Origin of the sequence: Desulfopila aestuarii DSM 18488 (assembly GCF_900143695.1) — a bacterium.
GTDB classification, from domain to species: Bacteria; Desulfobacterota; Desulfobulbia; order Desulfobulbales; family Desulfocapsaceae; genus Desulfopila; species Desulfopila aestuarii.
This window is the reverse complement of the sequence record NZ_FRFE01000004.1, coordinates 154,860-169,284: the sequence shown is the minus strand read 5'-3', so window position 1 is coordinate 169,284 and position 14,425 is coordinate 154,860. Positions and strand designations below refer to the sequence as shown.

General features: G+C 45.8%; 8 protein-coding genes and 1 pseudogene. 7 read left to right on the top strand and 2 right to left on the bottom strand.

Annotated features, from left to right (window positions below; all coding sequences use genetic code 11):
• Positions 1–10 precede the first annotated feature (10 nt).
• Positions 11–6,250, top strand: coding sequence for a pilus assembly protein (locus BUF15_RS05800; RefSeq protein ID WP_073612519.1), 6,240 nt, complete (start codon positions 11–13; stop codon positions 6,248–6,250).
• A gap of 244 nt (positions 6,251–6,494) precedes the next feature.
• Here BUF15_RS05800 and BUF15_RS05795 read toward each other — a convergent pair whose 3' ends face one another.
• Entirely contained in the window at positions 6,495–6,692 is a 198-nt protein-coding gene (locus BUF15_RS05795) for a heavy-metal-associated domain-containing protein (RefSeq protein ID WP_073612518.1), read from the bottom strand.
• Positions 6,693–6,812: 120 nt separating this feature from the next.
• On the opposite strand from BUF15_RS05795, the gene BUF15_RS05790 reads away from it, so the two are divergent.
• The 5 genes and pseudogenes from BUF15_RS05790 to BUF15_RS27660 all read left to right on the top strand — a co-directional run bounded on the left by BUF15_RS05790 (position 6,813) and on the right by BUF15_RS27660 (position 12,608).
• A complete protein-coding gene (locus BUF15_RS05790) occupies positions 6,813–9,287 on the top strand; it encodes a heavy metal translocating P-type ATPase (protein ID WP_073612517.1) in 2,475 nt (824 codons plus the stop codon).
• A 160-nt stretch (positions 9,288–9,447) separates the two neighbouring features.
• Entirely contained in the window at positions 9,448–10,725 is a 1,278-nt protein-coding gene (gene sat / locus BUF15_RS05785; protein ID WP_073612516.1) for a sulfate adenylyltransferase, read from the top strand.
• A gap of 161 nt (positions 10,726–10,886) precedes the next feature.
• A complete protein-coding gene (aroB, locus tag BUF15_RS05780; RefSeq protein WP_073612515.1) occupies positions 10,887–11,969 on the top strand; it encodes a 3-dehydroquinate synthase in 1,083 nt (360 codons plus the stop codon).
• Between the two features lie 147 nt (positions 11,970–12,116).
• Positions 12,117–12,254, top strand: a pseudogene (locus tag BUF15_RS27665) (FmdB family zinc ribbon protein); the annotation flags it as partial.
• A 60-nt stretch (positions 12,255–12,314) separates the two neighbouring features.
• Positions 12,315–12,608 carry a hypothetical protein gene (locus BUF15_RS27660; protein WP_234981126.1) on the top strand — a complete coding sequence of 98 codons (294 nt, stop codon included), beginning with the start codon at positions 12,315–12,317 and terminating at the stop codon, positions 12,606–12,608.
• A gap of 79 nt (positions 12,609–12,687) precedes the next feature.
• On the opposite strand, the gene BUF15_RS05770 is transcribed toward BUF15_RS27660, so the two are convergent.
• Positions 12,688–13,038 (bottom strand): hypothetical protein, encoded by a 351-nt coding sequence (locus BUF15_RS05770; RefSeq protein WP_073612513.1) that lies wholly within the window; start codon positions 13,036–13,038, stop codon positions 12,688–12,690.
• Positions 13,039–13,294: 256 nt separating this feature from the next.
• Here BUF15_RS05770 and BUF15_RS05765 point away from each other — a divergent pair, with 256 nt between their 5' ends.
• Positions 13,295–14,422 carry an SPFH domain-containing protein gene (locus BUF15_RS05765; RefSeq protein WP_073612512.1) on the top strand — a complete coding sequence of 376 codons (1,128 nt, stop codon included), beginning with the start codon at positions 13,295–13,297 and terminating at the stop codon, positions 14,420–14,422.
• Positions 14,423–14,425: the final 3 nt, after the last annotated feature.

Sequence of the window (14,425 nt, the reverse complement as noted above, 5' to 3'; positions counted from 1 at the left end):
GTGACACAATATGAAATCGACAAAATCTAGGTTGAAAATCTGTATATGTGGTCTTGTGCTCCTTCTTCTCTCTGAAGCAAGTGTTAGCAGAATTTTTGCCGCTGATGTTTGTAGCACAGGAGTATCTGAACCCCCATTTCTTTCATTCGGTGTCAAGTCAAACCTTCTGTTAGTTCTCGACAACTCTGGCAGCATGTTGGATATGGCCTATACCGACCCGGACAAAACTCAATGTTTTGATGACTCCTACGGTGTGGATCCTACCATGCAATACGTAGGCAACTTTAAGCCCGAATCCTGGTATAAACGTGTCGATGGTATTGATCCATGGAGTACAGGAATTTCTATTGCAACTACAGGAAAGTTGGTTTCGGCTGAAGGGTCGGTATATCGTGCTCTAAATATCGGGACATCAGACGGTTCGACGATATTTGAAGACACGAAAGTTAAATGGGAACCTGTCTTACGTCCAGCGTGGCGAAACAATACGCAATATCATGCAGGCAGTTTTGTTTTTGACGCAACAACGAGCAAGGTGTTCATGACGATATCAGGTGGAACTTCTAACGGAACCGGTCCAACCTCTGATAATGGTGTTACCTGGACTCAGATCAACACCTGGAAAAATAGTACCGCTTATACAGTAGGAACGTACGTTATATGGAAAGGCAGTTCTGAATTGTATAAAGCCCAGAATGGAGGGACATCTAATGGCAGCAGTCCGTGGGATGATAAGGAAGTAACGTGGAAGCCGATGGACTTTCATGGTTGGCAGGAAGGTAGAATATATTATGCTGGAAATGTTGTTACTCAAAACTCAATGATCTTTATTCACAAGTCTACCGTTAGCAGCCACACCTCATCAGGTAATGACATTTACGAAGATACATTCGACACTAACTGGCAGCGAATTGATGAGGGGTATTTCGAAGAAGTGAGTGCAGCAACTGCTACTAGTTTTTGTGTAAATGCATCTGGATCTAAAAAATACAAAGCTAACGATGTCTGCATTACGCTAGATCCTGCTACCGATGTCTCCTCAGGGAAGGTTTCCGCCTTCGCGGCAAAGGGCTCTTTCCTGAATTGGGCAATGTCTTCGAAGTTTGATATTGAAAAAAACATTCTCACCGGAGGTAAATACGACACGGGAGCCGGGAGAATTGTTAATGAGAGTCGGGGGTGTGCCGGAAATCGCTTTATAAAGCAAGTCCTTCTTGATCAGGGAACAGCGCTCACTTCAGACGACATGTATTTAACCATGTCGGTTCGGGGATCAGGAGACAATGATCGTACAGACATTTCAGATGATATTGGGAGATTTGAAATATATGCAGTTACAAAAGATGGCATGGATTTTGGCGCATGCCAAAGGGCGATAGAGGCTTTCCAAGCCCCCACAGGACTAGGACCTGCAGAGGATGATGTTGCAGACTGCGTCGGGATTGCCAAAAAATCGTCTAACGTTGAGCACATTATTTATCATAAGGCAATCCAGGAGTGCTGGTTTTACGCGAAACAAGGACGTTGGAAAGGAGGCAATGACCATCCATTCAAAACCTGTCCGCAATACTATGAGCTAGGCAACATTCCTGGTCTGATAAATGATACTGATCCCGCATATGCTTGCTATGGAGTTTATGATAACGGCTATCATGAGGATCGTACAGGATTTGTGGGAAGGTGCTGGGAGGATGCACATTATATTTCAGCTGAGTGCACTCGGGTCTGTGGTAACATTCCCTCTTCAGGCTCTTATCCTTATGTTTTCGTTTCTGGGAAAGAGGCCTGGGAATGTACTAATAAAGACACAGAATTTTATTGCCCTGATTACAACTCAGGGGGTAAGAAATGCAAAGTAGAGTGGGTAACATCCTACCGTTACTCTGAAAATAAGTCCCCTGGATGTGTTCCTGGTGGCACTGATGATGTCTATGTCGCTGCTGGATGGTCAACAAATCTTGATGGCGATACTCCAGAAATGTGCGTTGATCAAGCTATGCATGACTTCTGTCTACAGGCAGAAGTTCCAGAAGTAATTGATCCCTCCGATCAGGTGACTACTACAGACGAATACTGGAACCTCCCTGCATTGCTTGTCGATACAGGTCTTGCCGGGCAGCTTGGGGGCCAGCCGCTGGCAACATTCAAGGGGACAACCAAATACGTCTTGCCCACTGACCAGCAGACTGATGATGTGCACAGGCCAAACGGCCCGAGGGGAATTCTTTATGAAGTTGCGTCCGACCTTCGGATTGGTGCTATGGCCTTCAGTGACAATGGATCTCTCACAGAATGCGATGGCGTTAATAAAAGCGATACGGTGATTGAGTATTGCCCTGCAACCAATAGGGATGGAGCGTCGATTATAGCTGACATAGATATTGGTTACTATGTTGACGAAAATGGTACGACGGACAATGAAAATGATGATTTTGAAAACTGGAATCATTACAACACACTTGTACAAGCAATCAACAATGTTCGCGCGACATCATGGACACCGCTTGCCGAAGCTGTATTTAATGCGTTGGGTTATTACACCCAGGATTCAAATAAACGACTCAATCCAGAAGATTTCACAATTAGTGCCGCCACAGACCCTATTACTAACTGGTGCCAGGAAAACCATGTTTTAATTATTACGGAGGGTGCCTCCACAGCGGATATCAATCAATCTGTCATTGGATATATCGATGACATCAAAACCCAATATAATTTTAGTGATGGTGATATTAACAAGACATGCACAGTTCCAGATTCCATTACAGGATTAGATGTTGGATTGCAGGGAAGCACTTATCTTGATGACCTAACGAATATAGGGCACAACTTAGATGTGAATTACCTGTTTCCAGCAGGTCACAGCACAATAACCACAACCGACGGTGATGTGAAAAACAAACAGAATATCACTACTCATATCGTTTCAACCGGCATTGTTCCCACTAATGGTACAGATGAATGTAGTCCAGGAGTAATGATAAAAGATGCTGCAACTAAGGGAGGCACCACCCTTGTTGAAAGTGAAAATCCTGCTTCTCTGAGACAGAAACTTCTTGAAACGTTTAATGAGTTGCGTCAACGCTCATCCTCAGGGTCTGCCGCGTCAGTGATTTCATCTTCACGGGGTGGCGAAGGCGCCATCTATCAGGCGATTTTTTGGCCGGAACTCAAGAGAACCCATTCTACAATCGAACCAGACCCGAACGATCCGGATTGTTCTCCAGATCCAACAAATCCTGACTGCAGTTATCTTCCAGTGCAAATCGATAAAACTGTTGAATGGGTAGGGGATGTGCATGCATTATTTATTAATGATGCAGGTTATATGTTTGAGGATACCAATGGAGATCGTAAGCTGGTGGCTTCTGAAGATATTGATGGAGATGGCCATTTAGATGTCAAAGAGGATGCAAACGGTAACGGTCTTCTTGATCCCGGTGAAGATCTTGATGGTGATCAGAAACTTGATATAGCCGAAGATCTTAATGGCAATAATGTGATCGACGGCGACGATATGCGAGTCATAGTTTATTATGATGAATTGTTAGGAAAATCAAAGGGGTGTTACAATACAACAGTGCTGGATTCAGCAGGGATTTGTACCTTTTCAAAAAATCTCGAAGATATCAAGTTCATCTGGTCCGCTGCAAATTGGCTGAATGATTCTGCTTTGCTTACGAGTACCAACAGAAACAACTACCTGTCGTCTGATCCACGACGTTATATTTTTACCTGGGTAGACCTCAATAATAACGGCAAAGTCGATGATGATTATGACGGTAGCGTTGATAATGATGATGAGGTGCGACCTTTCGAGGAAGGACTTGCTCTTAATTCTTCAGGGACGAACTTGACAGTGAGTGGCACACGTCTGCCAGTCTATGCAGATTATGGGGTTTCTTCAAGCTCTGAACTGGATGCTATAATTAAGTGGACTCGCGGCGAAGATTCTTTGATTAATGAAGATGTAAATGACAATAACATATTGGATTCAGGGGAAGATCTCAATAATAATGGTCGGCTAGATGGTATTTTACGTAGCAGGCAAATACCTACAGTTGACAATGGTACTACACTTACAACCTGGCGGCTTGGAGACGTAATTCATTCTACTCCTATGACGGTTTCAGAACCAGCAGAAGGTTATCATTATCTTTACCGAGATCGGACATATGCTGATTTCGTCGCTAAATACAAAAACCGTCGCCATATGGTATATTTTGGGGCAAATGATGGCATGCTGCATGCTGTCAATGCTGGATTCTATAATGGGGACGAGAAAAAATTCTGTTTATCTGGAATAATTACCAATGGTGTCTGTGACGAAAGTGCTGGAAATTTCCCAGCACTTGGCGCTGAAATGTGGGCTTATGTCCCTGCTAATATCGCTCCTCATCTTAGTTGCCTGACCGATGTGGCTTGTTCACATAAATATATGGTTGACTTGAGACCAAGAATTTTCGATGTTAAAATTTTTGGGGAAGAACAAAATTGCAGCAATGTCAATGGCATTTTAGATTCTGGATGCATTCATCCCGAAGGTTGGGGGACCATTCTTGTAGGGGGGATGCGACTAGGAGGGTCTCCTGTTAATGCTTACGATGTTAGCCCAGATACAACGGACAGTGTTGCTAATGATAACCGCAGATTTATATCATCCTATTTCATTCTCGATATTACCAACCCAGAGGCACCACCTGTTCTCCTGGGAGAATTGACGCAAACTCTGGATACTAATGGTGCTATTCAGTATGTTGACCTTGGGTACTCAACATCAATAGCCACTATGGTAATAATGAAAAACCCTGCCACCTACTCGCCTGGAACTGAAAGTAATGAATGGTATTTAGTATTGGGGAGTGGGCCCCATGGTAGTAAAGCTATGCAGGGTGTTAGCGATCAGAATGCCAAAGTCAGCATCCTTCCTCTTTCATGGCTTGGGGCAACTGATGTGACAGATTCTACACTTAAAACCCCACTCCGAATCCCAGCTGGTCAACCAACAAGCTTAATTCCTGGTGGCACATTTGAACTGTCGGGCCCACTACATGGTTTTGTGTCAGATCCCATCACAGTGGATTTTGATATAAATCCATCCTCTTTCGATTACATGTCAGATTCTGTATATTTTGGCACAATCGATGGGGAATTCTCCCCCAAGGTAAATGGATCAACTGAATGGTCTGGTGGGGGAAAACTGTATAGGCTGGTTACCAGAAACATGTCCGGAGGTATAAGCCAATATGGTTTAGGTGTTGTGCAAACACCTACTACACCTGATAAATGGGAATTGAAGCCCATGTTAGATCTTTCTAATGAGAACAAGCCAATTAGTTCCGCCCCCAATGCCGGATATGACGGCCGCAATTTTTGGATATATTTCGGAACCGGCAGATTTATGGATGCACAGGATAAAACAGATGATAATCGGCAAACCTTTTTTGGCCTCAAGGAGCCAATGACCTTTGACACGACTACAGGGGAGCCTACCGCTTTCCTTTGGGGTGAAATTGAGTTTGCTGATAACATAAATCCTACAGATGGTAATTATGCTAAAGATTCCAATGGAATAATTTTAAGTTCGAAAGGTGCTGGAGACCGAGGGCTGTTACGTGTGGATGATATTCTCGTGACGCAAGGTACTGGAGATCTTACTTGTAGAGATACTAGCGATTTAGTGTATGGGGCACCCCTTGCCGGAGCAAATGCAATGAAATGTGTGCCAAAGGCTATTCGAACCACTACCTCACCTGAGAAAGCAAATTTTGCTGCCCTTGAAAAATATATTGCAGGCACATTAATAGGTAATTGCAGCAGTGATAAGGTTGATTGTACAGATGGGTGGTATAAAGATTTCTGGCCATACGGAGACAGACAAAAAAACCTGGGGCAGGGTACATTACTTGGCGGATTGATGACCTTCACTACCTACCAACCATTCAGTGATACATGCCAAGCGGAAGGTGAAGCGTATTTATATGGTGTTTACTATAAAACCGGGACGTCGTGGTATAAAAACGTGTTTGGAGATAATGGGGTTGATAGTTATGGAAATGTTGAAAACATGCTAAAACTTGGAAGGGGTTTAGCGACTACACCTAATTTGCATACCGGAGAAGGTGGCGAGGAGGGAGTACGTGCGTTTATACAGACCAGTACTGGTGAGATTAAAGAGATCCAGCAAGAAAACTTGCCTGTACCCGGCTATAAAAGTGGCAGAAGTAAATGGAAAGAGTACCTGCCATAATCAAAGTTGATTGAAGATATATGTTTCAATCGTATTTAACATGTTTTCAGGTCTACTTTTATCGTTGAAGACCGTAATAACTTAAATCTTAGATTCGCCTCCATGAACTTTAGGAAGTTGATAAAGTTCATGGAGGCAGTTTGTAGTAGTTTTCGTTGTACTGTTCTTCCCCAGAGGGCGCTGCAGTAGAGAAGTAGGGATAACGACCCGTCTACGGGGAGAGTTTTCTTCAGTACAGACGAATTTATGGATTGATAACGTCAAATCCGATATTAAGAATCGCTTTCTTGATATCGTCACGACTCACTACACCCTCATATCGGGCCTCACCCTTCTCAAGGTCGACCGTCACATCGTTTACTCCTGGGATTGCTTCTAAAGCTTTTTTGACCGAGCCAACACAATGCTGGCAGCTCATGCCTTTAATTTTTACCGTTGCCATTGTTTACCTCGATTTGTTGAGTTAGCTTATAAGATGCCTGAGTGGCAACGTTACGCACGCAATGTTTAGAAATCAAGATAATAATTATGAAGGTTTGGGGGACATGTGGCAGGTACACATTTGAAAAAATCTAAAGTTGATGTCATTGGTATGCATTGTGCGGCATGTTCCAGCCGTATAGAACGTGTATTGGCAGCAACAGAAGGTGTTATGGCCGCTTCTGTCAATCTAGCAGCCGAAACGCTTGACCTGGAATGGGATGAACAGTCCATTGGTTATGATGAGATTCAAGAGCGAATTAGAAATCTCGGTTTTGAGTTGGGTTCGTTGCCCGAACGAAATGAATCTACTCTTGAATTTTCCATTGGTGGCATGCATTGCGCCTCATGTTCGAGCAGGATAGAAAATGTCGTTGGGAAATTAGCCGGTGTTCATCTGGCTGAGGTCAATCTTGCGACTGAGTCTGCCAGAGTGATTGTTGATCGAACTGAGTGCGGTATACGTAAAATTCGTGAGACCATCGAAGGTTTAGGTTTTACCGCGACCATCAGCGGTGACCGGGTAGAAGAGTTTTCGCAAAAACGCGCTGCAGCGTTAACAAATCTTCAGGAAATGAAAAAACGGCTTGTTGCAATGCTTTTACTCGCTGTGCCGTTGCTCTATATTGCCATGGGTGAAATGGTTGGTTTGCCATTGCCATATTTCCTCACTCCTCATGCTTATCCGCTTGCTTTTGGTCTTTGCCAGTTGATCCTCGTGTTGCCCATCGTCTGGCTAGGGCGCAGTTTTTATCTGATTGGTATTCCTGCACTTATCAGAAAAATTCCAAACATGGATTCGCTGATCGCTGTGGGCACAGGATCTGCACTTATTTATTCCTGCTGGAACCTTGCAGAAATAGCACTAGGAATTGACCCCATGCACAAGGCAATGGATCTCTATTTTGAATCCGCCGGTGTTCTCATCGCTTTGGTGTCTCTTGGAAAATATATGGAGACACGCTCAAAATTGTCCACTTCCGATGCCATCCGCCAGCTGCTTGAGTTGACACCGGACAAAGCTACGCTTCTTGAAAATGGAGAACAGCGAGAAATTTCTGCAGAGGCAATAGAGCACGGCGATATACTGCTTATTCGGCCGGGTGAACGAATTGCCGTTGACGGTAAAATAACCGAAGGTGAGAGCAGTATTGATGAATCAATGTTGACTGGTGAAAGTATGCCGGTGACAAAATCTGTCTCCGACACCGTTTATGGCGGAACACTCAACAGAAACGGAGTGTTAAAGATTGAATGCCAAAAAACCGGTGGCAATACTGTACTCGCCCGTATTGTGAGAATGGTTCAGGAGGCTCAGGGATCAAAAGCGCCAATTGCAAGCCTTGCCGATCGAATAAGTCTCTATTTTGTGCCAACGGTTATGGCGATTGCTGCGATCACCGGGATATTATGGTTTCTGGTCGGAGGTGTTGAGTTCACGCAAGCATTGAGATTTTTTATAGCAGTTATGGTCATTGCTTGCCCCTGTGCCATGGGGCTGGCGACACCTACCTCTCTCATGGTCGGGATGGGGAGGGGCGCTCAGCTTGGTATCCTGGTGCGTAATGGTGCCGCCCTCGAATTATCGGAAAAGATAGGTGTGATTGTGCTCGATAAAACGGGAACGCTTACCGAGGGCAAACCAGAGGTTACTGATGTTGTCGTTTTCGATGATATGACAGAAGATCAATTTGTTCAACTCGTAGCCTCAGCCGAACAATCTTCAGAACATCCTCTTGCAGAAGCAGTTGTCAATTATGCTAAAAAGAAAAATCTCCAGCTGGTTCAGCCCTCCGTATTTACCGCCTTTGGTGGACGAGGTATTGGAGCTATTGTCAATGGGCAAAAGCTCAATGTGGGCAACAGGGAGTTCATGGTTGAAAATGAGATCACTATAGACTCATCCGCTATGAAGAAGATAGAAGCACTTTCTGATAGGGGGAAGACCGTGCTCTTTGTTGCTGTTGGCAATAGCCTGCAAGGCTATCTGGCAGTTGCTGATAAATTAAAGCCGGAAAGTGTAAAAGCTGTTGAGCACCTGAAGAAACAAGGTATGCGACTGGTAATGTTAACCGGTGACCAGCAAAAGACTGCTGAGGCAATTGCGGCTGAAGCTGGAATATCCGAAGTCATTGCTGAGGTTCTACCGGAAGACAAGGCCAAGAATATTATCCGTTTTCAAGAGAAAGGCTTAAAAGTTGCCATGGTGGGTGATGGCATCAACGACGCGCCTGCTCTGGCCCAGGCAGATGTCGGCATTGCCATGGGTACTGGCATTGATATTGCCGTCGAGTCTGGTGATATTGTCCTCATGAAAGGGAATCTCGATGGCATATATGGTGCCCTGGCCTTATCGAAAGCAGTGATGCGAAATATTCGCCAGAACCTCTTCTGGGCTTTCGCATTCAATGTGATAGGCATTCCCGTTGCCGCTGGTGTCTTATATATCTTCGGTGGCCCGACGCTCAACCCGATGCTGGCAGGGGCTGCGATGGCCATGAGTTCGGTCACAGTGGTCACCAATGCATTACGTCTTCGCTTCTTTTCCATAACTTAGATTTCTGTTTTGGCTGAGGAATCGTGTCACGCTTTTCCCTTGACTTTTCTGGTGACAAAATTATATATAAGCGCTTGTAAATGAATCGCAGTTCAGTTATAGCTGGCCGGGGGTCCGGTCGGTGGCATTTTCATATAATCTTTAATAAAAGAGGAACACTATGTCTAAATTAGTAGCACCTCACGGTGGAAAAGGCCTGGTATGCGCATTGCTTGAAGGCGCGGCTCTGGAAGCAGAAAAAGCAAAAGCCGCTGGTCTCAAACAGATTGAGATCTCCGATCGCGCAAAAGGCGACCTTATCATGATGGGTATCGGTGGTTTCTCTCCGCTGAGCGGTTTCATGACCAAAGCCGACTGGAAAGGTGTTTGTGAGAATTTCCAGATGGCAGATGGCACCTTCTGGCCGGTACCGATCACCCTCGACGTAACTGCTGCTGACGCTGCCGAGATCAAGGAAGGTCAGGAGATCGCTCTTGTACGCAAAGGCGAGGTATTCGCTACCATGAAGGTCACCGAGAAATACGAGATGACCGATTCCGACAAGAAGTGGGAATGTGAAAAAGTATTCATGGGCGAAGGCGAAGAGTCTGTAGACGGTAAATTCTGGGAGATCGCACCGAAAGATCATCCAGGCGTCATCATGGTTATGGCTCAGAAAGAGTTCAACCTTGCTGGTCCGGTAAAAGTTCTCTCTCAGGGCGAATACCCGAAAGAGTACCCGGGTGTATACCTTACCCCGGCTGAGACCCGTGCAATGTTCGAAGAGCGTGGTTGGGCAAACGTAGCTGCTCTTCAGCTTCGTAACCCGATGCATCGTTCTCACGAGTATCTTGCCAAGATCGCTGTCGAGGTATGTGACGGCGTACTGATCCACTCTCTGATCGGTAACCTGAAGCCTGGCGATATCCCAGCTCCGATACGTGTTAAAGCTATCGACATCCTGATCGAGAACTACTTCGTAAAAGAGAACGTTATCTCTGCTGGATACCCGCTTGACATGCGTTATGCTGGTCCTCGCGAGGGTCTGCTCCACGCTACCTTCCGTCAGAACTACGGCGTTAACAACATGCTGATTGGTCGTGACCACGCTGGTGTTGGCGATTTCTACGGTCTGTTCGAGGCTCAGGAAATCTTTGATCGCATCCCGACCACTGGCGATGACGCAAAAGACCTGCTTTGCAAGCCGATGAAAATCGACTGGACCTTCTACTGCTACAAGTGTGACGGTATGGCTTCTCTCCGTACCTGTAACCATGGCAAAGAAGATCGCGTTATCCTTTCCGGAACCAAACTCCGTAAGGCGCTTTCCGAGGGTGCAGAGGTTGTTGACCACTTCGGTCGCGACGAGGTTCTGACCCACCTGCGTGCATACTACGAGGGTCTGACCGAGAAAGTAGAGGTTAAAATGCAGGGTGCCGCTTCCGGCGACGCCATGTAATTTTTGTCCTTTTCGACTCAAAAAGGAGGTACCGCCATGACGGCGGTATCTCCTTTTTTTTTGGGTATAAAAAAGGTAGACTAGTAACATTCCGGCAGCACCGCACCGTTTTGCAGCAAAGTAAACATAAATGAGTTCACGAGGTACATAAGAGAGGGCGTATGGCTGAAGTACAGGTAGGGCTTGGGAGCCGCAGTTATCCAATTTATGTGGAACAGGGCTGTCTTGAACGGATCGGCAACGATCTGGCCCGAAGAAATATTGGAAACAGGTATGCAATTATCACCGATACAAATGTGAACAGTCTCTATGGCGAAAAATTGCTGGAGATGTTGTTGAGTGTCGGGTTAAAAGCTAAACTTTTTCCATTTCCAGCCGGAGAAAAAAGCAAGACGCTCTTCACTGTAGAAGCCCTGGCCAGCAGATTGGCTCTTGCCGGATTTGATCGTCATGATGCTGTCATCGCCTTGGGTGGAGGTGTCACTGGAGATCTTGCCGGCTTTCTTGCTTCTGCGTACATGCGGGGTATACCGTTTGTTCAGGTGCCTACCACATTGCTGGCACAGGTCGACAGTTCAGTTGGCGGTAAGACTGGTGTTGATCTGCCAGAGGGGAAAAACCTTTTTGGTGCATTTTACCAGCCGAAAGCTGTCTATATAGATAGTAATGTCTTGAACACTCTTCCAAAGGAGGAGCTTCTGGGTGGCCTTGCCGAAGTCATCAAATACGGGGTTATCCGCGATAGTGAATTTTTTACCTTTCTAGAAGAATATCGGCGGAAAATTTTGCAACTTGACCAGTCTGTCATACAAAAGTTGATTTGCAGATGTTGTGAGATAAAAGCCGAGGTGGTTGCCGCTGATGAGCATGAAGGTGGGTTGAGGAAAATCCTCAACTTTGGGCACACCATTGGCCATGCTATTGAAGGTGCCTCAAACTATCAGCTCATTCATGGGCTCGCAGTTGCAATCGGTATGGTTGCAGCTTCACGACTGAGCGTCATTAAAGATACCTTGAGCGGTAAAGAAGCTGAGAGAATATATTCTGTTATTTCAGCATACGGCATGCCGGTTTCAGTCCCATCGTATCTTGACAGGCAACAGGTCAAGCGTTATTTACAAACGGATAAAAAGGCGGTTAAAGGAAAGGTCTTTTACATCCTGCCTGACGCTATTGGTTCCACCTATATCACCGATGAGGTGAGCGAAGAGATGGTCGATACGGTACTGTTGGCCGAACGTTAACCTGGCTCTACTTTATCGGGATTCTTGGAGATGGTGAGCCGTGACGGGTATTCATAGATGCTCTGTCTTGTCGTGAAATACCCACGCTGATACGACGTTCTCTACTGCAGTCTTTGTCCAACTACCTACTGATTTTAATTATCTGTTATGCCTATTTACGAATTTTATTGTGATTCCTGTAATGTGATCTTCAATTTTCTTTCTTCTCGAATCAATACTACAGCTCAGCCTGACTGCCCGAAATGCGGTAAGGAGAAAATTAGCAGACAAATCTCTAAATTTGCCACTATCCGCTCTGGCCGAAGCGAAGAAGACGAAATGTTAGCCGGCCTGGACGAGACTAAAATGGAACAGGCCTTTGAGTCATTGATGCGTGAAGCGGGTTCTGTTAATGAGGATGACCCAAGGCAGATGGCATCGCTTATGAGAAAGTTTTCAGAGAAGACCGGTTTGAACCTTGGCGATGCCATGGAAGAGGCGATCAGCCGAATGGAGGCAGGGGAGGATCCGGATCAGGTTGAGCGGGAAATGGGAGATGTTCTAAGCGGGGACGATTTCAGCCTTGAGGCATTGCAGAAGAAAGCGCGTTCAGGCCGGCCTAAACCGATCCAGGACGAAAAGCTCTATAAGCTTAATTGAGATGACGTTTTTCGACAGCACAAGAGCTGTCGGATGTAACGGAGTAGTTGTCGAAAACGTAGCAGCTTTTGGATCGCGTTTAGTGAACGGTGCGTGAACAGTTTGCAAAAGGAAGATTATCAGCTGTATCTTCCTCCAGCCCTTTTTCATTTATAATGCTGCGCACCTCGTCTTCTGCAATACCAAGGATATCGGCAAGTCGGGCAGTATCGTAGACCGGCATACCGTCTGCTGTAAAGTCGCTCGGTTTGAGCTCGGGAAACTGCAGCTCAGTTGCAGCTTGGCTGGCATTTAGCAGAATTTTCTGGATGGAAGGCGGTCCATAACGGAGCAGCCATTCTGCTGCCTCGGACCATAATTGGCTGTCCACTGTCGGGTGCTGAAGAATTTTCAGGGCAATCTCCAGGTTCCACTCATCTTTAAAGCTCATGTTTTGCTCCCGTTTTATTGTACTCTGTTCAATGACTGAGGTAATATACTGTGTTTTTCAGTCACTGCAAGAATGTAATGCAGGACCGGTTATGGATTGTTTTCGGTCTTTTCTAACATCTAGATTATATTGTTAAAAACATGCTGGCCTATTTGGTTTTTGAAATGGTCGCAGGTTTTATGACAGTCTTGTCGTATATTAAATGATGTTTTTCTGATCACCGGAAAGTGTCGAGTATAAGAAAGAGGGAAAGCATATGAACAGGTTCGATGGCGGTATTTTTCTAGAAAATATTGAATGGTTTGATGAAACCGGACTGGAACTTGTTCACCGGCTTCCTGAAAACGGTTCCGGTGAGATAAAGTTCGGCGCCCAGTTGACTGTCAGGGAGAGTCAAGCTGCGGTTCTATTCTATAAAGGTCGTGCTTGCGATGCCTTCGGTCCCGGACGTCACACCCTGAAGACACTAAACCTGCCGCTCCTCACCAAGATTCTTTCTGTTCCCTGGCGTGGCGATAGTCCACTGCGTGCTGAAGTGTACATGGTGAACTTGAAATGTTTCACTAATCTCAAATGGGGAACCAGGCAGCCGGTCGCTTTTAGAGACAGTGAACTTGGTCTTATACGTTTGAGGGCTCACGGTATTTTCAATATTCAAGTGGTTCAGCCGGTACTGTTTATCAATTCACTGGTTGGAACCATGGCAAGTTTTACCACTGAAGACATCGCCAGCTATCTGAAACGGGTCATCGTTTCGCGCTTTAACGATTATCTTGGTGAGAAACTCGATACAGTATTGAATCTGCCTGGCATGTTCGATGAACTTTCCACCGAGTTGCAGGAGCGACTGGTCAAGGACTTCAGCCACTTTGGTCTGCGGCTCACCCAGCTCTATATCACCTCGATCACTCCGCCTGATGAGGTTCAGAAAGCCATTGACGATCAGAGCCGGCTGAACACCATCCGTGACATTGATAAATTCGTACAGATGAAAGCTGCCATGGCCATGGAAAAGGCCGCCTCTTCACAAGGTGAGGCAGGCGCAGGTGTTGGCATGGGGATGGGATTGATGCTGCCAAGCATGTTCGCTACTGCTTTCAACAAGCCAACTGCGCATAAAGAAGTGGTCGGCGACACAGTTATTTGTCCTGACTGCTCACATAACATTCCTGCTGATGCCCGTTTTTGTCCAGCCTGTGGTCACCAGCAGGTTGTTTTATCCCAGTGTGAAAACTGCGGTAAGAACCTTCCGCCCAACGCCAAATTCTGTTCACGTTGCGGTGAACCTGCCGGGCGTAAAGCGATGGCTGTCATCTGCAAAAGCTGTAATACCGAAAATATACCGCATGCCACATTTTGTAATCAATGCGGAGAACGGTTGTAAGGA